Annotated in this window: 9 protein-coding genes; 8 read left to right on the top strand and 1 reads right to left on the bottom strand. The window is 46.6% G+C overall.

What is annotated here, in order from left to right:
• Window positions 1-6: 6 nt before the first annotated feature.
• The gene (locus ESB13_RS15695; protein ID WP_129004584.1) at window positions 7-2,031 is read right to left on the bottom strand and encodes a tetratricopeptide repeat-containing sensor histidine kinase; all 2,025 of its coding nucleotides are present in this window, start codon (window positions 2,029-2,031) and stop codon (window positions 7-9) included.
• A 365-nt stretch (window positions 2,032-2,396) separates the two neighbouring features.
• Here ESB13_RS15695 and ESB13_RS15690 point away from each other — a divergent pair, with 365 nt between their 5' ends.
• The 8 genes from ESB13_RS15690 (at window position 2,397) to ESB13_RS15655 (ending at window position 23,449) form a co-directional block, all read left to right on the top strand.
• The gene (locus ESB13_RS15690; RefSeq protein WP_164974229.1) at window positions 2,397-11,252 is read left to right on the top strand and encodes a right-handed parallel beta-helix repeat-containing protein; all 8,856 of its coding nucleotides are present in this window, start codon (window positions 2,397-2,399) and stop codon (window positions 11,250-11,252) included.
• A 34-nt stretch (window positions 11,253-11,286) separates the two neighbouring features.
• Window positions 11,287-15,429, top strand: a complete 4,143-nt coding sequence (locus ESB13_RS15685; RefSeq protein WP_129004582.1) for a PKD domain-containing protein — start codon at window positions 11,287-11,289, stop codon at window positions 15,427-15,429.
• 39 nt (window positions 15,430-15,468) lie between these two features.
• The gene (locus ESB13_RS15680) at window positions 15,469-16,470 is read left to right on the top strand and encodes a PorP/SprF family type IX secretion system membrane protein (RefSeq protein WP_129004581.1); all 1,002 of its coding nucleotides are present in this window, start codon (window positions 15,469-15,471) and stop codon (window positions 16,468-16,470) included.
• A 45-nt stretch (window positions 16,471-16,515) separates the two neighbouring features.
• Window positions 16,516-18,528, top strand: a complete 2,013-nt coding sequence (locus tag ESB13_RS15675) for an OmpA family protein (protein ID WP_129004580.1) — start codon at window positions 16,516-16,518, stop codon at window positions 18,526-18,528.
• Window positions 18,529-18,708: 180 nt separating this feature from the next.
• Window positions 18,709-19,632 carry a PfkB family carbohydrate kinase gene (locus tag ESB13_RS15670; RefSeq protein ID WP_129004579.1) on the top strand — a complete coding sequence of 308 codons (924 nt, stop codon included), beginning with the start codon at window positions 18,709-18,711 and terminating at the stop codon, window positions 19,630-19,632.
• Window positions 19,633-19,715: 83 nt separating this feature from the next.
• Window positions 19,716-21,749 (top strand): M13 family metallopeptidase, encoded by a 2,034-nt coding sequence (locus ESB13_RS15665; RefSeq protein ID WP_129004578.1) that lies wholly within the window; start codon window positions 19,716-19,718, stop codon window positions 21,747-21,749.
• Between the two features lie 267 nt (window positions 21,750-22,016).
• Window positions 22,017-23,006, top strand: coding sequence for an aspartate-semialdehyde dehydrogenase (locus ESB13_RS15660; protein ID WP_129004577.1), 990 nt, complete (start codon window positions 22,017-22,019; stop codon window positions 23,004-23,006).
• Window positions 23,007-23,092: 86 nt separating this feature from the next.
• Window positions 23,093-23,449: an MmcQ/YjbR family DNA-binding protein gene (locus ESB13_RS15655; protein ID WP_129004576.1), complete on the top strand. Its 357-nt coding sequence runs from the start codon at window positions 23,093-23,095 to the stop codon at window positions 23,447-23,449.
• Window positions 23,450-23,454: the final 5 nt, after the last annotated feature.

Here is a 23,454-nt window from a genome sequence, read left to right as displayed (position 1 = left end):
TTTTGGTCAAACTTCTGCAAAGTTTTCCTTTTTCAGGCTTACTTCAAAATAAATGCTGGTACCACCTTCCGGCAGGTTCTGGATCTGCAGGTTGCCGCCTATTGCTTTTACCCGTTCAAATACACTTTTCAATCCTATTCCTTTTGAGCGGTCCATGATGTCGGCCGGAATGCCGATGCCGTTATCTTCTACCGTAACATCAAAAATGGTATCGCTGAAGCCCATCTGTACTATGGCCTGTGTGGCCTGGGCGTGTTTGAGGATATTGTGGACCAGCTCCTGCACAATGCGGTACACTGCGAGTTCGAATTGGGGAGGGAATGGTCTTATGGCGCCGGAAGTCTGGAAATGCACTTCGGTAGTGCTGTTGCTGCCCACTTTATGACAGAAATAAGCCACAGCTACAACAAGACCATCCTGTAACAATATTTCAGGCATCATATTGTGCGCTGTTTTACGCAGTTCCGAAGCGGCTTCTTCCAGCAGAGAAATACCATCCCTGAAATTATGTTCATTGTCGAGGCTATAAGTTTTCCTGACCAGCTCAAAATTCATTTTCGATGCTGCCATTAGGCCGCCGATGCCATCGTGCAGTTCGCGGGCAATACGCGATCGTTCCCTTTCTTCTCCGGCAATGGCGGCACTGAGATTTGCAATCTCCATTTGTTGCTGGAAATTATTGATCTTTTCCTGTTGTAAACGTTGTTGTTGCATACTGCTTCTTCGCCAAACCACAAACAGGGTAAATACAAAAATGGCAACGAATGAAATGATGGCTATCCATAGGTTTTTGGCGCGTACCCTGTTCTCGGCTTGTGCCGTAGCCAGTTTTTGCTCTGCCAGCGCCTTGTCTTTTTCTGTGATCCGGTGTTTGATCTGCAGGCGGTGCATCATATCCAGTTTGTCTTTCCTGGTTAAGCTGTCGTGCAGCCGGATATAGGTGTTTTTATAACGCAGCGCTTGAGGCAGTTTGCCGGAGGCTTCATAAGCGTCGGCTGCTATCTTATAGGCTTCTACTACTTCTTTATCAAGGAATTCGTCTCTGTTGAATAACTGCCAGGTATCTTCGAATGTGGTGATGCTTTTATCATAAAGTTTTTGCTGATAATAAGCCCTGGCCAGGAAAAAATAACCGTATACCAGGTACCTGGTGGCGCTGGCCAGCGCCTGCTTCAGGGCCAGTTCTTTTTGAATGTAGGGAATCGCAAGTTCGGGCTGGTTCTTATCGAGGTAGATCTCTGCGATGTTGAGATAGGTTGCTGCATCCCAGGTAATGTTCTCTACCTTGTTCTTTTTGCGGATCTCGAGGTATTTCATCTGGTACCAGAGTGCGGAATCATAGTTTTTGACGGCGCTATAGTAACCGCCCTGTAACATATAGCTGATACCGGATAAATCGGTGATGGTATCGCTCATAGCCTGGTCGGCCATCTTTGCTTTACCAATGAAGTATTGTGTGGGTTCAATATAGCCGCCATTCACATCCCAGTTGCTGGTAAGCCAGAACATTGCCAATTGCGTATACAGTGAAAGCGCGAAGTACGATTTGGCGGGAATTTCGCCGGATTCAACTGCCTCACTCATCAGATAAAAGTAATAAGCCGAAGAATCGATCATGCCTTTGGCTTCATACGATTTGGCCAGGATATTATAGATCCTGTAACGGACATTCTGGTAGTTGGGTAAACCGCTGCTGATAAATTCATATAAAGCCCTTGTACCGTATTTCACGGCGAGGTCGGCATTACTGCCGTAATGCCAGGCAGCTAATTCGGTAAGGGAGCTGACGATGCCTTTGCTATAGTGGTTACCATAACTTCCCCGCAGCGCTTCGCTCAGGTAAAAATAACTGCTGTCGCTTAAGCGGCTGAAGACCGCTTTGGAACGGTTGAGGTAGTGTTTTACCTGGTTGGTATCGGGTATTGGCTTTTCCGATTGCCCATAAACAGTCGCGGTAGCCAGTATCAATATCAATACCCACAGATAGCTCCTCATCAGCGCGTTAGCCCTGGTTAGTTCCTCACACATCATATGCCATATAATTAAATATTTACGGCTGCACCCTGTATTCCTGTTTTATACGCGTTTGAACGTGCTAAAATAGTCATTTACATTCATTTTTTTATTTGAACCTTTCGCCTTACATCTGGCAGTAAGGCCCTTAATAATTTTATCCACGCTTATAGACCATGCTTATATGAGAATTTGTTTCATGTATGTGCATGGGGAGAGGTTCTACTAATTCCAAAACTAGCAACACAGATATGCAACATTTTTACCGGTTAATTTTAGCCCTTTCAGCAGCTTTTCTATGTTCACTGTCTGTTTACGCGCAAACAGATATTAAGATAGGAACGGGGACGACTTCAAACACCGACTGGGCATATCCATGCCCTATGCAGGATGCCAGAAGTTCTTCGCGCCAGCAGTATTTATACCTGGCGTCTGAATTAAATGCCGCAGGCATGATGGCTGGTACCATTAGCGCTATCAAGTTCACCGTAACAGGGTTTAACTATGTTGACCCTGCCGATCCTATCGATAATCTGAATTTTAAAATAGGAACCACTTCGGCGTCGTCTCTCCGCAGTACCAGTTGGGAACCCGGAACCCTTCCTGTGTATACCGCTGCCACTTATCTGCCGGTAATGGGAGCGAACACTTTTACCTTTACTACCCCCTTTTTCTGGAACGGTACCGATAATATCGTTATTGAACTTTGTACCGACAATACCGATGCGGGCGGAACAACGGCCAATACCCTGGTAGAAATGACCACTGGTTTGTCGTTCAACGCTTCTCATTCCACTGCCGAAAACTTCCAGGGCAGCCTTTGTAATGCCACCGATAAACCAGAAACAGGCACAACTGCCAATCGTCCGAACATTACATTTTCCTGGGCAGCGGCGCCCGCCTGTTCCGCTGCTACCCTTACCGGTGGCACTGCTGTGGCTGCAAAGCCGGAAATATGCAGCGGCGAATCGGTGTATCTGAAATTAGACGGTGCCTCTCTGGCTTCCGCACTAAGCTATCAATGGCAAAGTTCTGCAGACAGGAATGTTTGGACCAATATTGCAGGCGCTACTGCTCCGGCAGGAGATTTTACCCAAACAGCCACCACTTACTACAGGGCTGTTTTAACCTGTGCAAGCGGCGGAACGGCAATTTCCGCCGATGTAAGGGTAGGTATACCCCAGCCGATAGCAGGTACCTTTACTATCAATAAAAATCAGCCGGCAGGCAATGGTAATTTCCAATCGTTTAACGATGCCTACAACCATATCAGGTGTGGCATCAACGGGCCGGTGGTCTTTAATGTTGCTGCTGGTTCCGGTGTTTATAATGAAAGACTTATCCTCAATAGAGTAGCCGGCACTTCCGAAGTGAACACTATTACCTTTAATGGTAATGCCGGCGCTTCAATTGCATTTTCGGAAACGGTAACTGCCGACAGGGCGACCATTAAGCTTGATGGTGCAGATTATTTCGTCTTTAATAACCTTGCAGTTACATCGTCTGGAAGCAGTTATGCCATAGGTTTTCAGCTTGTTAACGATGCTGATTCAAATACGATCAGGAACTGTACCATTACTTCACGGACTACCGGTACGAATAACGGGTATGGAGGGGTTTTTATAGGTGGAACGGTAGATAATCCATTTGCAGCAGTAGATGCTTCCTGCGATGGCAATATTGTGGAAGGTTCAACTATCACAGGCGGCTCCTATGGTATTACCATTGCGGGCAGTACAACAGCGGCTGCAAGGTTTAATAAACTGCTTCGTAACAGGATTATAGATTTTGGAGTATCGGGCATTCGTGTTACACTTTCTTCCAACACTATCATCGATAGCAATTTCATTTCGCGGCCCACCCGCACCAACCAGGGCAACCCGCTTACGGGTATTTATTTTAATGCTACCAATACAAGATTATCTGTTACGAAAAATACCATCACCAACATGTACCAGGGGCGTACTACATTAAACGCCTTCAATAATTTTTATGGGATCTATTTCGATGTGGCGTCTGGTTTATCCACCTTCCCCAACGTTGTTGAAAACAACCTGATCTATAATATCAACGGGGGACCCAATCTTTACGGTATTTATAGCAACAGTACCAATAACGTATTTTTCCAGCATAACACTATTGTGCTTGACGGGCCTGTGCCTGCAAGCGATGCAGATATCGTCAACACCGGCTTTTACCTGTCGGGTGGGGCGGGGGTAGTGTTCAAGAATAATAATATTGCTGTAACAAGGGGCGGGCCCGGAATTAAAACGGCCATCTGGTTTGCAAATAATCTTCATGAAGTTCAGTGCAACAGGAACAATCTTTATGCCGCAGCTGGCATAGGCCGGGTTAGCCTCGGTTATATGAATGGTACCTATACGCAGTTCCTGAACGAATGGCAGGCAGCAACAGGGCAGGATGCTGCTTCGGTGGCGGTAGATCCTTTATTCGAAAATGCCGCTACAGGGAATATGAAACCTACGCAACCGGCATTGGATAACATAGGCGAAAACCTGTCTGTGGCAACCGATATCACGGGGCTTGCACGTTCTAATACGCCCGATCCGGGAGCCTTTGAGTTTACAACACCTCCCTGCGCCACTCCGCCAACGCCTGGCGTGGCCGCTTTAAACAAATCGACAATTTGTGTTGATCTTACCGTATTGCTTACCATTACAGGCAATACTTCCGGAGCTTCACAAACCTATCAGTTAGAATCCTCTTTAACAGAAACAGGCACCTACCAGCCGGCAGGAAGCGTAAGCACCAGCCCGGAGTTTAGTTTTGCCGCTACAGAGACAAAATATTACAGGGTAAAAGTTACCTGCGGAGCACAAGTGTCATATACCAATGCAGTATTGTTAACTGTATTCCAGGCATTCCCTTCTCAAACGTATACTATCAATAAAACGCAGCCTGCCAGTGCAACTAACTTTACCAGTTTTGCGGCAGCCTACGGGGCATTGGAATGTGGTATAGCCGGGCCCATCGTATTTGATGTGGCTTCAGGCAGCGGGCCTTATGAAGAAAGGATCATTTTTGGAAAAGTAAAAGGTGCATCCGCTACCAATACCATTACTTTCAGAGGTAATGGCAACATCATAAAACCAACCGGTGCAACTTCCGGCCAGCGGGCAGTGATAAAGCTCCAGGATGCGACTCATTTCATTTTCGACAACTTTGTAATAGATGCTACTGGCAGCACTACCTACGGTTATGGTGTGCACCTGCTGAATGCCGACAGCAACACTGTAAAGAATTCTACTATTCTGTCGAGCACAACCAGCAGTTCGTCAACCAACTTTGCAGGCATTGTGATCAGCAATTCTCATGAAGACCCTATCGATGAATATACCAACCAGTATTATTCAGATGGTAACGTGTTTGAGAACAATACCATACGCGGTGGGTATTATGGCATTACACTGGCAGGACATCAGCGCTATGATGCCAATTACGACGAGTTCATTCATAATAACAAGGTCCTGGGCAATAAGATCGAAGATTTCTACCAGACCGGTATTTATATTGTTGGTACGGGAGAGACTATCATAGAAAGAAATGAAATATCAAGACCTGCACGTACGAGCGTAGGCGGCTTTAATGGTCTCCATTTTTCAGGAACAAACGGAAGTGCTTCTGTAAATGCGAACCGCATTTTTACACCGTTCGGCGGAAACCCGGCTTCGACCTCTACATTTAATGGTCTGCTATTGGAGTATACAGGAACCGACCAAATGATGAACTGGCCTATTGTTATTTCCAATAACCTTATTCACAGGATTAAAAGTGCAGGCACTCAGAATGGTGTGTCTTCCGAAATGGGAATAGCTGTGAAGTATTATCATAACACGATCTCTCTTGATGATGCTTCCAATCAAAATGCGGCTGCTACTTCCGGTTTCAGGGTAAGCAATGCCAATCTGGCAACGGAAATTGTTAACAACATGGTTTCTATTACCAGGGGCGGAACAGGAACCAAAATTGGATTGAATATAGTTAGCGGAGATGTGGTACCTCTTTCGTTTGTTGATTATAATAATTATTACATAAACGGGGTCAGTGGCAATAATCATATTGGTTACCGGAACGCTAACCGTACAACGCTCGACGAGTGGAAAGCTATATTAAGAGTAAAGGAGCAGCATTCTACCAGTATCAATCCGATCTATGCCGATACTGCTACAGGTAATTTTTCTCCAACAATATTGCCGGTAGACAATACAGGTACACCTGTAAACATCAGCAGGGATATTAACGGTAAAGCCAGGGACGCCAGCAAGCCCGATATTGGTGCATTTGAGTTTACTGCTTCGTCCTGTATTTCCGGTGTGCGTGCTGGTGATGCTGTTGCCAGTCCGGCTACAGGCATTTGTATGGGTGCCAAAATTACCCTTAACCTCGACAGGGCTACTTCGAGCGGAAGCCAGACCACGGTATGGCAGAGTGCACCTACTGCAACTGGTCCGTGGACGACTATTTCCGAGCCATTGTATACCAATGAATTCGTTACCCGGTTAGCGCGCGATCATTTCTTCAGGGCTTATATCACCTGCATGAATGTAACAGATACTTCTTCTGTTACCGGGATAACAACAAATGGCGCTTTACCGGCCGGGACCTATACTATTAAAAAGGATGGTTCCGGCAACTATCAATCATTTAATCAGGCGGTATCGGCTATGGCCTGTGGTATTGAGGGGGCGGTAACGTTCGTGGTAAGCCCGGGCTCTTATCGTGAGCGTTTGCTCATAAAGGGCATCCCCGGTGCCGATGCTGCCAGCAGGGTAACATTTAAATCGGCCACCAATGCTGCCGACGTGAAGCTTTCTGAACTGGCAACATCGGCCAATAACTATGTGCTGATGCTTGACAGCGCTTCTTATATCACGTTCGACAATATCACTATAGAGGCAGATGACGCCACCGTTTCCAGGGCTGTAGTGCTGGCCGGCACTTCTTCGTACGACAGCATTATCAATAACGTGATCGTATCCGGAGTAGCTACTGCTGCGAATACCAATAAGGTAGGTATTTATGCCGCACCGGGTAACTTTAAACAGATCGTTATTGCGGGAAATACTGTTCGCAATGGTGCGAGTGCTATTTACCTCGAAGGTTCCAGCCTGTTGAAAGGAGAAGGCCTGGCTGTTAACGGTAACACTATTACCCAGCCCTACCAATATGGTATTTATACTACTTACTGGAACAATGCTGCTGTTAACGATAACGTGATCACGCTTTCAGGCGCTGGTACTACTTATGGAACTTATAACCGTTACCATAGCGGTCTTCTCTCTGTTAGCGGCAACAAAGTTACAATCAGTAATAAATCTGGTATTGCTTATGGTCTCTATATCGCGAATTCGGATATTCCTAACGCCGATAATTACACCATACAGGGGAATAAGGTGATTGCGGCTACAAGCAATACCAGCAGCCTCTATGGTATGTATATAAGCGCTGTTTCGTATGCAGGTGTTGTTAATAACGTAATATACCTGAATACTTCCAGCACTACCTCTTACGGTTTATATAATACTAACAGCCGCAGTGCAAGATATTATAACAATACAGTCTATAATACTTCTGCATCGGGCACCAACAACTACGCAGGTTACTTTACCGATAATGGCGTTCCTGTTGAACTTCGCTACCGTGTTGATGTCATGAACAACGTGTTTGCGAACGATGGTAACGGAAAGGCGCTTTATATAAACAGTTACGAACTTTTTAACAGCGACTATAATCTCTTATATGCCAAAGGAAGTGTACTGGTGCAAAATGGAACCTCTAATCCTGTTGCGACATTACAGGACTGGAGAGCTTTATCTGGCCTTGATATCAATTCTATTTCAACTGCTACGAAACCTGCTTTATTAACCAGCCAGGATCTGGCTCCTGATGTTGCGGCGCCTGATGTATGGATCATGCAAGGAAGGGGAGCGCATATCTTCAATAATGGTCAGGGCATCAATGGTGTTAAACGTGCTACGTTGCTGAAAGAAGGCGTTCCTGATCTTGGGGCTTATGAGTTTACGCCAACTTCACAGCCTCCTGCAGCAGTACCGTATCCTGCAGTTCCGGCGGCCGGAACACGGCAGTACTTTATGATGGCCACCGATACTGTGGCAGCTGTTACCTGGGGTAATAGCGTTCCAACGGGTATTACTGTAAGAAGGTTCACAGGCACAGTGCCGCCTTCGATACCTGCCGGAAAAGACTATATGTACTTCTATACCGAAGCAACACCTGCTGCGGCTGGTAATTACGACTTTACAATGGAGCAGTTCTACCTTAAACCGTGGAGAGGTTTTGTTGACGATGAAGAACGCATCAGGCTGGGAAGAACGGAGCAGGCAGGAACGTGGCGTGTAGATGCGCAGAGTGGCGTGAATACTGTTGCCAATATTATCAGCCAGCCTTCTGTGACCTTCCTCGACAAGTTCACGGGCCTTACCGATCCTACTGTTAGCTATCCTGTAACAGATACCCTGAGCAGGATGGATTCTGCAACAAAAGGAACCCGCTTCTGGGTTGGCTTTGGGCAGTCTTATATGGGGTATAGCGTTGGTGTGGATGAGTTTGTTGTAGTCATGGGCGGCGCTGATAAAGATGCCAAAGTAACTGTAAGAATCAATGGTACTTCATGGTCTAAAACTTATGATGTGCCGGCAAACACCTATATGCTTAGTGATCCTGTTCCTAAAACAGGGGTGTCGGGCGCTTTACTCTATACAGAGGGGCTTTCTCAAAGGGGTATCAGCATCAACAGCGATGTGCCTATTAATGCATTCGTACGGGGCGATAACATGGTGGGTAGTCCTATTACGGGGTCTACATTACTTTATCCTGTTGCTTCGTATGGGTACGAGTATTATACCATGTCGTACCGGCAGGATAATATGTTTGATGAGAACGCTTATTGCTGGTTCTATGTGATCGCTGATCATGACAACACTAAGGTTCAGATTGTTCCTTCTAATCCTACCGTAGGCGGCAGGAAGGCAGGAGTGCCGTTTGAAGTGGTGTTGAATAAGGGCGAAGTATACCAGGTGCTGGGTGCTGTGATTACTTCCGATATGTCGCAGGACTTAAGTGGAAGTTATGTTCGCTCGTTAAGCAACTCGGATGGCCAGTGTTATCCTGTAGCGGTATTTTCCGGCAGCGGCAGATCGTTTATCGGATGTGATGCAGAATATTTCAGTGTGCTGGGCGGGCAGTATCTGATTCAGCAGAACATGCCAACAAATGCATGGGGGCAGGAATATCTTACCGCACCTGCGTCTTCAAAAGAAGATCCGTCGGTACCTCAGACGTTTGTATACAGGGTGATGGTGAAAGATCCATCAACAGTAGTGCGTGTTAACGGAACGCCACTTGCCAACCCGGTAAACAACTATTATACTTTCTATAGCAATACGGCGGATGTTATCACTGGTGATAAGCCTATCATGGTAACACAGTATATGGCGAACTCAGACTATCAGTGTGGATTGTCGGGCGGCGGTGGAGAAATGTTTACGGTAGTGGCTGCAAAGAACGGCATCAAAAAAGCTGTTTTCCCCAGAATGGAAAGAGGTATCGCAGGTGCTGCCAATCAGGTAACACTGATGGTAATAATTCCTACCAGCGGCCTGGCCTCACTGAAAATAGACGGCTCTTCCAGTTTCTCCCATACCTATGCCCATCAGAATAAACCCGGCTATTCCATAGTCGTTAAAAAATGGCCTGCAGAAGACGGCATAAGTGTAGTGGAAAGTGATTCTTTATTCACGGCTGTGTTATATGGAATGGGAGGCATCAATTCTTACGGCTTCCATTTAGGTTATACTTTGCCAAACAGGATCAACTCAGGGCTGCGGAACGTATATGATTCCACAGGCCATTTTAGTGCCTTCAACTGCGTGGGGACTCCATTCAGGCACAGTGTATTGTTGCCCTCCACAACAAGCAGGATCGTATGGCAGTTCAGCAAGGTGGCCAGCCTGTCACCTGCCAGCGATGTGGTACAAACCGATCCGGTTGCAGACAGCACCGTTATTATTGATGGTGAGGTGTTCTACCAGTATACTGTAAAAACACCTTATACCTTTTCTAAAGAAGGAACCTATATTATTCCAATTGAATACAAAGATGATTTAATAGGCAACTGTTCTAATACTGTTCAGAGGCTGGTTACCGTTAAAGTGGTTGCCAGTCCGCAGGCAGGCATTGAACTGAGTCATTCCGGTTGCCTGAACGAAGAGGCATTGTTTACGCCGGTGGTAACCACCGCCGATGGTGATGCCGCGGAGAAATATAAGTGGGATCTGGGCGACGGCAGCGATGTGTTTACGCGGCAGGTGGCTCACTTGTATAATAAAGCAGGCGACTATGTGGTGAAACTGCAGGCGCTTACAAGAGCGGGTTGTATTGCAGAAGCGTCCCGTAACATCACTATTAAAGACGTTGCCAATGTGCGCTTTGCAACAGATACTGTAAAAAGCTGTGAAAAGTCGACAGTAACGCTGGCAGTGCTGAACCCGCAACCAGGTGCCGTATATAACTGGTATAGCACGGAAACAGGTGGTACAGCTATTCATACCGGGGCTACTTATACATTGAATGATCTGGCAGGTATTAAAGACTACTATGTAGAGGGCGTATGGAACGGATGTACTTCGAAGCCAAGAACCCGCATTACCACCCAGGCATGGCCGTTAATTACGGCGCCGGTAATTAATGTAGATACGGTGGGCACTAATATGTTCCGTATAAGCTGGTTGCCTGTTGAACATGTAACTGCTTACCAGGTATCGATAGATGGTGGAAATACATGGGCCGCTCCTTCTTCCGGAAGTTCAGGTTTAACACATACCGTAGTAGCGCTTGAAAGCGGCAAAGCCATTACCATCCAGGTAAAAGCAGTAGATCCCAATCATTGTTCCGATAAAGAATCACAGGTACAGGTGACAACCCGTCCTGAACAGATCTTCGTTCCTAACGCCTTTACTCCTAACGGCGACAGCAGAAACGACTTCTTCAAAATAGAAGGATACCTGATTCAGAGCATGAGGCTGCACATCTTTAACCAGTGGGGCCAGCAGATCTACGAATCGGCCGACCTCAATGGATGGGATGGAAAGTATAAGGGTGAATACCAGCCATCAGGCGTTTACATCTATGTTGCCGAGATCACGTTAAAAGACGGTTCAAAAACTGTTAAGAAAGGATCTGTAAACCTGATAAGATAGTTATAAATACGCGCCTAATGAATACCGATGTGTTATGAGATATACGTGTCTGTTATTGATTCATATGTTTGCTTTTGCAACCGTAGCCTTTGCCCAGAACTTTTCCAATAAAGGAACTGACTTCTGGGCAGGCTACGGCCTGCATTTTACCATGGAGGAAGGTGATGGCCTGGGAAATGCACAGAACATGGTGCTCCAGTTCAGTGCGGAACAAAGGGCCAGCGTAAAAGTGACTATCACAGGAGAAGCTCCTGTAACAGGCAATCCCGTACAGCTGGTGAGGAATTATACAGTACCGGCCAATGGCACATTGGTTACCGACTATATGCCCAAATCGGGAATGTATGATTGCAGGTTATACGACCTGGAACCTTCATTTGACGGAAGAGGGTTGGAGAGAATCTATAACAGGTCTATACATATAGAAAGTGATGTGCCTATCGTGGCATATGCCTATGTTGGCGCTGATTATGCTTCTGCCGCTTCTATGCTTATCCCAACCGAATCATGGGGCTACTCTTATATTTCAGCGAATAGCTTTCAGATAACACCGGGTTCTGTTCCGGGGAATGGTTGTCTTTCCTGGGCATTTGTAATAGCCGATCATGATAATACGGAAGTAGAGATCACGCCTTCTGTGCCATTGAGAAGAGGAGCGCCGGCCAACCAGGCTTTTAAAGTAACTTTAAACAAAGGTCAGATCTACCAGCTGGTAGGTGCGCCGGTTAGCCGCAATACTGGTAGAGATCTTACCGGAACTAAAATAAAGTCTGTAGCAAATTCAGCAGGCACCTGCTATCCTATTGCCGTTTTCAGTGGAAGTAATGTTGCTACCATTACCTGTAATCAAAACGCAGCGGGATATGCCGATAACCTTTTCCAGCAGGCGTTTCCTGTTCAGGCCTGGGGAAAATTATATGTTACTGCGCCGTTTTCAAGCAGTAACAATCCCACCATTTCCAACAGCACCATATACAGGGTGCTTGTAAAAGATGCTTCCGCCGTTGTCAAAAGAAACGGTGCTATTATGACGGGGCTGGTAAATGGTACCTATTACGAGTTTGTTAGTAAAACCGCCGACCTTATAGAGGCTGATCAGCCTGTTATGGTAATCCAATATATGCCCTCGAGGCCACAGCCTGGGCTAGGTGCCGGAGGGTGCGACTGGGACGGGCTGGGTGACCCCGATATGGTATACCTGAGCCCGCTGGAACAGGCCATTAAGAAAGTTACTCTCTTCAGGAACGCTTCGGGCATCTTTACCACCAACTTTCTTACACTGATAATCCCTACGCTGGGTCTTACCTCGCTTAGTATCGACGGAACGCAGAACTTTGGACATGTTTATGCTCATCCTAATATGCCGGGTTATTCAGTAGTGGTAAAATCGTGGCCGGCAGCGAATGCGCAGTGTTCCGTACAGAGCGATTCAGCGTTTACATCTATCACTTATGGCGTGGGCCGCGACGATAGCTATGCCTATAACGGCGGCGCCATGATTAATAACCTCAACGGTATTCCTCAGCTTCATAATCCCGAAGCAGGTAACGATGTTGTTCATCTCTACACCTGTGAAGGAACACCTGCTGAATTGTCTATTCTTACTATTTATCAACCTACAAGACTGGAATGGAGGCTCTCTGAAGTAACTGGCATTTTACCTGCACAGGATGTTATTCTAAATAACCCAACTTCCGTTGCAATTGTAACTATCAAGGGTACCAACTATTATAAGTATACATTGCCCGGAACATATAAGTTTGAGAAAACGGGGCTTTACCGGATTCCCGTAAAAAGCTCACATCCTGTTATCGATAATTGTAATCATACAGAAGATTTCAGGCTGGAGGTTGAAGTGCGGGACAGGCCTGGGATCGATTTTACCTATCTGCATGAAGGGTGCAGCGCTGAAGCTGCTACGCTTACATGGGATGCAAATTCTTCCGGAAGTTATGTGGTGAAAAAATGGCTATGGACCTTCCCTGACGGCAAAACGGCCGATACTAAAAATGCTTCCAAGGCATTTAATGTTTCGGGTGAACATGAGGTTAACCTGAAGGTGGTAACAGAAGAAGGCTGTGTGGCCGATACAACAAAAAAAGTAATTATATCCGGGGGACCTTCAGTTGAAATCGAGGCATCTGCGCTGGAGCTTTGTGAAGGCAGTACTGTGCACCTGGAAGCAGTGGTTCCGGGAGGAGAAGACAGCTACTTTACCGGGTGGTATTGGGACCTGGGTGATGGTAAAACGGCAAATACCAAAGTCGTAGGAGATTATCTCTTCCAGCAGGCTGGTACCTACCATCTTAAGATGGCAGGTAAATCCGGCACTGTTTGCGTGAGCGATACGGCAAGAACAACCATTAAGGTATATGCGAATCCAACTTCAAAATTCACCTATCCGGCGGGCTGTCTTCCTGAAAATGGAGTGGTTCCGTTTGTTTCGGAAGCATCAGCCGCAGATGGCCAGTCCATCGCGGCGCATGCCTGGAATTTTGGTGATCCTGCTGCCAATGCCGCTAATCCTAATACATCAGCAGAAGCCAGTCCTTCTCATACTTACCGGCTGGGCAACTTTACGATCAGTTATGCTGTAACTACCGAAAAAGGATGCCGGAAAGATACCGTTGTGCATGCTAAGTTTTCTGTTAAGCCGCAATTCAATTTTCCAGCGTTGGCATCGGTGTGTGAAAATGTGCCGGCGTTCTCCGTTGCGAAAGCAACAATTACCAATGGGGTATCAGGCGCCGGTATTTATAAGGGTAAGGGAACCGATGCCGCCGGCAATTTTAACCCGGCTGCGGCTGGCCCGGGAACACATATTATCCGGTATGTATTTACAACGGATGGTGGATGTATCGATTCTGTAGATGCCAGTATTTCGGTACATGCGCTGCCAACAGCGGCATTCAGTGTTACAGAAGAGGTTTGCCAGGATAAAGGAGTTGTTGTCACCGACCAGTCTTCTGCAGTTTCATCGTCTCTCAACTCCTGGAAATGGGATCTGGGCGATGGTTCTAACGCAATTTATAACAACGGAAATGTTTTCACTAAAACTTATGCCAATGCCGGTGCTTATAAAATAAAGCTGATAGTGACGGATGTCAACGGTTGCACTTCTGAGGTAACAGAGAAAACAACTACCGTTCATCCCATGCCTAAAGCCGTATTTACATCGCCCGATGCTGTATGTGTTCCCGGGGAAGCCATTTTTACCAACCAGTCGCAAACACCTGACAATAGTGTTATGCAGTACAAATGGAATATGGGAGATGGAAGCGCCAATATCACAACAAAAGACGCCCGGCATACTTATAGTGCCAGAGGCAATTATAACATTTCACTGGAAGTGACCACGGCTTATGGTTGTGTTAATACCCTATCAAGGGCTTTCGCTGCATTTTATGACAGGCCTGCCGCTGCATTTAAGGTAGTGCCTGAAGCGGCTTGCCAGGGCGCTGAGCATAGCTTTACAGATAACAGCAGTTCTGCCAACGGAAGCATTACCGGTTGGAAATGGAACTTCGCAGATGGTACCATGGCTACGGTACAAATGCCGGCGAAAAGCTATAAAGAAGCAGGTGCCTATTCTGTTTCATTAGTAGTAACGGATGATAAAGGTTGTACTTCATTGCCTGCTGTTAAACCTGTTAAGGCATATGTGCAACCTGTTATTGATGCGGGAGATCCTGTTTCGGTGGTAAAAGGTGCCGCGGTTGTTTTTGCCGCCACTGCAAATAAACCGGAGGCATTACAGTTCACATGGACGCCTGCTGCTGAACTAACCAATGCCAATACATTAAGACCCTCGTTCATTGCAACACACGATGAAGTGTTTACCCTTACTGCTACCAGTACAGAGGGGCATTGTACAGCTACAGATCAGCTGGTGGTAAAAGCGCTTACCATTATCAATCCTCCTAATTCGTTTACACCCAATGGCGACGGCATTCATGATAAATGGATTATAGAGGGATTGTCGGAATACGGAGCCGGAGTTACGGTTCAGGTTTTCAACAGGTATGGTCAGCAGGTTTATTCAGCAAAGGGGTATAGCGTGCCATGGGACGGTACATCAAACAACAAGTTGTTGCCGGCAGGTACTTACTACTATATGATAACTGCACCATCGGCAACCTGGAAGCGCATTGCCGGACCCGTTACAATCATTCGTTAAATCAAATAGCACCCTCATCAAAACATAAAGCTTATAGAAATGAAAAGAATTATCAAAATCACGCTGCTGCTGTTTTCTACGGCCTTGCTTGCAGGAAGGGCTACTGCACAGGTTGATCCGCATTTTACACAATACTATGTGTACCCGGCCTGGTTAAATCCTGCGCTTACAGGTGTATTTGATGGCGATTACAGGGCTGCTGCCATTTATCGTAATCAATGGAACAGCGTGGCAAGTGCTTTTTCTACTATGGGTGCGTCGCTGGAATTTACTACCAATAAAAATCTTAATGCGGGCGTTAGTATTGTGCATCAGGTTGCCGGTAACGGGGGATTTAATTATACAACTGCTTATGGTAATGTTGCTTATACCGGTGTAAGGTTTGGCGCGGCCGGATACCATCGCCTTGTGTTTGGTTTACAGGCAGGTTTAATACAACGGAAGTTTAACCCGTCGAAGCTGGTATTCAATGACCAGTGGAACCCGGTAACGGGTGGCATGATACCTACACAGGAAGCTATTACCAATCCTTCTGCCACCTCATTCGATGCGGGCGCGGGTGTATTATATTACGATGCTACACCCGGTAAAAAGGCTAATATCTTCGGAGGTTTCTCTGCGTCCCATATCACCAGGCCCGAAAACAGGTTTGCTGCGGTGGTGAACGAAAAAATGCCCGTGCGTTATACTATTCATGGTGGTGTAAAACTGGCTGTGAATGATGAACTGAGTCTTACCCCAAATGCTATTTATCTGCGCCAGGGTAATATGGAAGAAAAAGTAATTGGAACTTATGCCCAGCTAAAGGCGGCGGTAAGTACCGATCTGTTGCTGGGACTCAACTACCGTTTGCAGGACGCCGTTTCGGTATACGCTGGGTTCACTCATAATAACATGGTGTTCAGTGCAAGCTACGATGTTAACACCTCCGACCTGGGTAAGATGGTTGGCGGGACCAATAGTTTTGAAATATCATTGACGTTTGTAGGCAGAAAGAAAGCAAAAACACCAGAGGTGGAATTTGTATGTCCCCGTTTGTAATTGTTATACCGATATTCATCTTTTTTACCTTTTATTATTTAATAAATGCAACGAATATTATATACCGGTTCAGTTGTCAAGAGCACTGCGTTAACTGCTTTTCTGGCGTTGGCCCTTTCTGCAGGAGCACAGTTTAGCTACGACTATTTAAAAGCGGCAGATAACTATTTTGGTAAAGCCGACTATGCATCCTCTGCTGCTTATTATGAAAAGTATTTACAGGGGGGCAAACAAGCCGGGGACCAATTTGATCCTTATACGGCTAAAGCAAAAAGGAAGGCTGATATTACGGGTGGCTGGTTTAAAGCAACCTACCAGTTGGCGGAGAGCTATCGCCTGTTGAAGGATTATACGAAAGCGGCGCCTTTGTACGGGCAGCTGGCAGATACAGTCACAACGCAGTATCCGTTGTTGCAATGTCATTACGCTATTGCTCTCCGGGCGCTGGGTAAGTATGCAGAAGCGGAGCAGGCTTTGAATCATTTTTTACAGGAGTACACCGGGCAGGACCAGTACGCCAGCCAGGCCCGCCGGGAAGCTGCGAATCTGCGTTATATACAACAGCAACTGCAAAAGAAAGATGTGGCGCTGTATTCAATGAGGCCGGTAAGTGCTGGTAAAGAAGGGGCCAGCTATGCTCCGGTGCAGCTGGCGAATAATGTGCTGCTGTTTACAGCCACATGGCCCGATAGCAATGCTGCTGCAAGTAAAAAACATACCAACCGTTTATACCAGGCTGTTTATACCGGGGGGAACTTAACAGGAATAGAAAAAGCGGCATTGCCGGCTAATCACGACTTACATGAAGGCGCAGCAACTGTGTCTGCTGATGGTAATACCATTTATCTTACCCGCTGGAGTACCCGCGACGGAAAGAAAAATGCTGCCATTTACGTTAGTCATAAAAGTGCCGACGGTAACTGGCAGGCACCGGTGGCTTTGGATACCACAGTTAACAAGCCTGGAGCCAACAGCCAGCAACCGTACCTGATGCCCAATGGCAGGCAACTGCTTTTTGCGAGTGACCGGGCCGGCGGTACAGGCGGATATGATATATGGATTGCTGAACTGGGAGCTGAAGGATTACCTCTAACGGTAGCTAATGCAGGCACGGCTGTTAACACCCCCTACAATGAACAAGCGCCTTATTTCCACGAAGCTTCCGCCACCCTGGTATTTGCCAGCGAGGGCAGAACGGGCATGGGTGGATACGATTTGTTTTTCAGTAAAGCAACAGGTAACGGCTGGACTGAAGCGCAAAACTTCGGCTACCCGGTTAACTCCATTAAAGACGACATGTATTTTACCAGCTTTAGCAAGGGCAATAATATCCTGGAGCAGGTGGTGCTGAGTTCAGACAGGGCCGATGTTTGTTGCCTGGAGCTGTTTGGTCTGCAGAAGAGAAACCCGCTGACACGTGTAAGCGGGCAGATCATTGCCTGCGACAACCATACCCCGCTGGCAGGTGTAACTGTAGAAGTATCTGATAAAACTACCGGGAAACAGCTTTACAGCGGCATTACCGATGCCGAAGGGCGTTATACTTTTACAATGGAGACATTGCAGCCATTGAATGGCACTGCAATGCTCGATGGATATGTGAAAGTGAGCCAGCCCCTACAAACGAAGGCGGCAGAAGGAGGGGAGAATGTAACAGCCGATCCCGTATGTATGGCCAAACAACCGCCGGTGGTTGAGGAAGTAACGGTATTAAATAACGTTTATTACGAGTTTAACAAAGCCGATATCAAGCCCGAATCTTACCCGGCGCTGAACGATGTGGTGGCGCTCCTGAAAAGCCGCCCCGGCATTAAAGTTGAAATTGGCGGCCATACCGATAATAAAGGCTCCGACCTCTTAAACCAACGTTTATCTGAACAGCGGGCGGCGAATGTCGTTGCTTACCTCGTAAGCAAAGGCATCGATAAAACGCGTTTAACTGCTAAAGGATATGGCGCCAGCCTGCCGATAGCGCCTAACACAAATGACGATGGAACCGATAATCCGGAAGGAAGGGAAAAGAACCGCCGTACCGAAATGAAGGTACTGGCCCGGTAGCCAATAGCAAGAGCTGCGGGGACCGATACCCGGCTTATGGCCGGAGACAGGTTCAGGAAGCGGTTTTAATTAGTTTTCTCATGTATATGTACGCTGCCGGCCTGTTTTAACAGGCCGGGTTTATGGTGGTATGACTGAAATGCAATAGGTTTGCCGCCGGTAAAAAACCGAAATAAACTTATGTCATTATTAGTAGTGGGTACAATGGCGTTCGATGATATAGAAACGCCCTTTGGTAAATCAGGAAAAATTATTGGAGGTTCTGCAACATACGTGGCTTATGCTGCCAGCAATTTTGTTCAGCCTGTTCAGCAGGTTTCTATTGTTGGGTACGACTTCCCGGCATCGGAACTGGAAACGCTTCAGCAACGCGGCGTAGCTACAGAAGGTGTGGAAGTGGTGGCTGATAAAAAGTCTTTTTACTGGAGCGGGAAATATCATATGGATATGAATACCCGCGATACCCTGGTGACCGATTTAAACGTACTCGCCGATTTCAACCCTGTAGTTCCTGAAAGCTACCAGGGCGCCGAATTCGTAATGCTCGGCAATCTTATGCCCAAGCTGCAGAAATCGGTGATCCAGCAATTGAAAAAGCGCCCGAAACTCATCGTGCTCGATACCATGAACTTCTGGATGGACACCGCTATGGACGACCTGAAAGAAGTGCTCACAATGGTTGACGTACTCCTGGTTAACGATAGCGAAGCGCGCCAGCTTACAGGTGAATTTTCCCTGGTGAAGGCTGCCCGCAAGATCCTGACCATGGGGCCACGTTATCTGATCATCAAGAAAGGGGAACACGGTGCGTTGTTATTCCATGAAAACAGTGTGTTCTTTGCTCCGGCACTGCCACTGGAAGATGTTTTTGACCCCACAGGCGCAGGTGATACGTTCGCAGGCGGTTTCATGGGACACCTGGCTAAAACACAGGATATCTCTTTCGAGAACATGAAAACAGCTATCATCGTTGGTTCTGCCATGGCAAGCTTCTGTGTGGAACGTTTTGGCGCCGACAGACTTAAAGAAATTACCAAAGCTGATATCGATGAACGCCTCAGCGAATTTGTGCAGCTGGTGAACTTCGATATCAACCTTGTATAAATAACTATAAGATCGTTTATCAAATAAAACTTCCCGTCAACGGAAGTTTTTTTATTTTCAAATCTTAACTTAAAAGAATAGGTATGAAGAAATACGTGTACGGATTACCTGCTGTTGCCCTGGTTCTCGCCGGTATGGTGGGATGCTCTGGTAACAAAAGCGAAGGTGCCAAACGTTACCTGGAACCATCTAATATCGACCAGACGGTGAAGCCGGGAGACAACTTTTTCCAGTACGTTAACGGGGCATGGATTAAAAATGCAGAGATCCCCGCAACAGAAACCGGTGTGGGTTCTTTTACCGAACTGGATAAAAGCACACGCGAGCATCTGCGCGGATTGCTGGAAGGTGCTGCAAAAGGCAGTAATGCGAAAGGAAGTATTGAACAGCTGGTAGGTGATTTCTATGCGGCCGGCATGGACTCCGCAACTATCGATAAAAGAGGGTATGAGCCTGTTAAACCTGTGTTGCAGAAGATAGACGCACTGAAAGATGCCGCTTCTATCATGTCGCTCGTTCCGGAAATGGATAAGGATGGGCTGGGCACTATGCTGGGATTTTATGTAGGACCTGATGAGAAAAACAGCGCTGTTAATATTTTCAGCATTTATCAGTCCGGGCTGGGCCTGCCCGACAGGGACTATTACTTCAATGAAGATCCTGCAACAGCTAAAATTCAATTGGCGTACTCCAACTATGTTAAAGCGCTCTTCGCTTTAACTGGTGCCGATTCTGTGACTGCCTTAACCAATGCGATCACTGTTTTCGGAATTGAAAAACAAATGGCGGCAGCGCATCGCACTAATGTTGAACTGAGAGATCCCAAAACCAACTACAATAAAACGGCTGTAGCTGATCTGGCTAAAAGACAACCGCTGATCAACTGGCCTGTTGTACTGAAAACAGCCGGCGTTACTGCCGATTCTTTGAACGTAGCACAGCCTGCTTATTACGACAAGCTCAACGAAATGCTGAAAACAGTTTCCATTAACGACTGGAAACTCTATCTTAAAGCACGTGTGCTTCAAAAGTCTGCTGCTGCATTGAGCAGTCCGTTTGTAGATGCACAGTTCGAATATTCGAAAGCGTTAACAGGCGCACAAAAACTGAAACCGCGCTGGGAGCGCATTTACCAGTCCGTTGATGGTAACATTGGCGAGGCGCTGGGCCAGTTGTATGTAAAGAAATACTTTACGGAAGATGCTAAAAAAAGAATGCTTGAACTGGTAAATAACCTGGAGAAATCATTCGAACACAGGATTGGTAATCTTGACTGGATGAGTGATAGCACCAAGGTTATTGCAAAAGCCAAATTACACGCCTTCACTAAAAAGATCGGCTTCCCGGATAAGTGGAGAGACTATAGCAAAGTGTCTGTTGAAAAAGACAAATACTTTGAAGCAAGAGTTTCTGCCGCAAGAAATGAACATGAGTTTTACGTTAGCCAGATAGGCAAGCCGGTAGACAGAACGATGTGGCAAATGACCCCTCCTACCATCAATGCCTATTACGATCCTACACGTAACGAGATCGTATTCCCCGCGGGTATCCTTCAGTTTCCTTTCTTCGATCCCAATGCCGACGATGCCATCAACTATGGCGGCATAGGTATGGTGATAGGTCATGAAATGACACATGGCTTCGATGATCAGGGTTCTCAATACGACAAGGATGGCAACATGAAAGACTGGTGGAATAAAACCGATAAGGAAAAATTCCAGGCCAAGGTTAACCAGGTAATTGCGTTGTATAACAGCTTTACCGTGCTGGATTCCCTGCATGTAAATGGTGCGCTCACCGTAGGTGAAAACATCGCCGATATGGGTGGTATTGCCATTGCATACGACGCGTTCAAAATGACCAAACAGGGACAGGACACCACTAAGATCGATGGCTTTACACCAGACCAGCGGTTCTTCATGTCGTTTGCTCAGGTGTGGCGTAGTAAGTTCAAAGACGAAACAGTTCGCCAGCGCGTTAAAACCGATCCGCATTCACCTGCTATGTGGCGTGTAATTGCACCGCTCATGAACTTTGAACCCTTTTACCAGGCGTTTAATGTAAAACCGGGCGATAAAATGTACAAGCCTGAAGCGGAGCGTATCAAGATATGGTAAAAGATCCGGAGACGAAGTGATAATGGTTCTAAGAAAAATTTTGGGCGCTTATATTAAAATTGAATAGAAACAACTAGCTTCGCTCTGCAAATGAAAATGACGAAACATACAAAGCGTATTAAGAAACAGTTCTCTCCGGGAGAAGCTGCCTAACGTTTGTGTGTTAATCAACATAACTTAAACAGCCTTCTCCTGGTGGGGAAGGCTGTTTTTTTTGCAACCATTCTTTAACTTAAAAAACCTCCGTCAAGGAGGGTAGGAGGTCTTATGAAAGTAGCTGTTGTTGGTGCCACAGGGCTTGTAGGCACTAAAATGTTGCAGGTTCTCGCTGAACGCAATTTCCCCGTAACTGAACTGGTGCCTGTGGCATCCGAAAGGTCTGTTGGTAAGGAAGTGGAATTTAAAGGAGCTAAGTACAAGGTGGTAAGTATGGCCGATGGTATTGCTGCAAAACCTGCTGTAGCTATCTTTTCCGCCGGCGGTGGTACTTCCCTTGAATGGGCGCCTAAATTCGCCGAAGCTGGCATCACAGTTATCGATAACTCCTCCGCATGGCGTATGGATCCTACCAAAAAACTGGTAGTGCCCGAGATCAACGCCGATGCACTCACTGCAGAAGATAAGATCATCGCCAACCCTAACTGTTCTACCATCCAGATGGTAGTGGCTTTAAATCCCCTGCACCAGCAATACAAGATCAAACGCGTAGTGGTAAGTACTTACCAGAGTGTTACCGGTACCGGTAAAAAAGCGGTAGACCAGCTGTTTAATGAAAGAAAAGGAGCGGAAGGGGAAATGGCTTATAAATACCAGATCGACCTTAACGTTATTCCCCAGATCGATGTGTTCCTGGATAACGGCTACACCAAGGAAGAAATGAAAATGGTGAAAGAAACCAACAAAATTATGCGTGACGACTCCATCAAGGTTACGGCAACCACCGTTCGTATCCCTGTAGTAGGCGGCCATAGCGAAAGCGTGAATGTGGAATTTGAAAATGATTTTGACCTCGAAAAAGTAAAAGAACTGCTGAGCAACGCTCCCGGCGTGGTGCTGCAGGACGATACCGCCAGCCAGGTTTATCCTATGCCGTTATGGGCGCACGAAAAAGACGAAGTTTTCGTAGGCCGTTTACGCCGCGACGAATCTCAGCCCAATACGCTTAATATGTGGATTGTAAGTGATAACTTGCGCAAAGGGGCAGCTACAAATGCTGTTCAGATTGCAGAATACCTCAGCGGAAAAGGTCTGCTCTAATACAGGAATATGGGTTAGTTTGATATATGCTACCGGGACGCGGGTCTTCAGTTGCCCGTTTCCCGGTTTTTTTATATCCTTGTTATATGAATATCGAAGATCTCAGAGATTATTGTCTTTCCCTTCCCGAAGCAGCCGAAGATTTTCCTTTTGGCGAGGATACAATTGTCTTTAAAATAAGAGGAAAAATATTCCTGCTCTGCGGCCTTGATAGCAACCCCTTGCAGTTTAATGTAAAATGTGACCCCGACGAAGCGCTTGAACTCCGTGAACAATATCCCGCCGTTCAGCCCGGTTATCATATGAATAAAAAACACTGGAATACGGTCGCTGTCGATGGCACGCTAAACCTGCAGCAACTCCGCAAAATGATCGTTAACTCCTATAAACTGGCTATAAAATCGCTTCCTAAAAAAGACCGCGAAGGCCTCGGCCTGGATTAGTCTGC

This window comes from Filimonas effusa (assembly GCF_004118675.1).
Lineage (GTDB): Bacteria > Bacteroidota > Bacteroidia > Chitinophagales > Chitinophagaceae > Filimonas > Filimonas effusa.
This window is presented reverse-complemented; position numbering and strand designations above follow the sequence as displayed.

What these genes read in the sequence shown, in the direction of transcription:
- ESB13_RS15695 (WP_129004584.1), bottom strand. Translation starts at nt 2,031, where the DNA reads ATGATGTGTGAGGAACTAACCAGGGCTAACGCGCTGATGAGGAGCTAT.
- ESB13_RS15690 (WP_164974229.1), top strand. Translation starts at nt 2,397, where the DNA reads ATGCAGGATGCCAGAAGTTCTTCGCGCCAGCAGTATTTATACCTGGCG.
- ESB13_RS15685 (WP_129004582.1), top strand. Translation starts at nt 11,287, where the DNA reads ATGAGATATACGTGTCTGTTATTGATTCATATGTTTGCTTTTGCAACC.
- ESB13_RS15680 (WP_129004581.1), top strand. Translation starts at nt 15,469, where the DNA reads ATGAAAAGAATTATCAAAATCACGCTGCTGCTGTTTTCTACGGCCTTG.
- ESB13_RS15675 (WP_129004580.1), top strand. Translation starts at nt 16,516, where the DNA reads ATGCAACGAATATTATATACCGGTTCAGTTGTCAAGAGCACTGCGTTA.
- ESB13_RS15670 (WP_129004579.1), top strand. Translation starts at nt 18,709, where the DNA reads ATGTCATTATTAGTAGTGGGTACAATGGCGTTCGATGATATAGAAACG.
- ESB13_RS15665 (WP_129004578.1), top strand. Translation starts at nt 19,716, where the DNA reads ATGAAGAAATACGTGTACGGATTACCTGCTGTTGCCCTGGTTCTCGCC.
- ESB13_RS15660 (WP_129004577.1), top strand. Translation starts at nt 22,017, where the DNA reads ATGAAAGTAGCTGTTGTTGGTGCCACAGGGCTTGTAGGCACTAAAATG.
- ESB13_RS15655 (WP_129004576.1), top strand. Translation starts at nt 23,093, where the DNA reads ATGAATATCGAAGATCTCAGAGATTATTGTCTTTCCCTTCCCGAAGCA.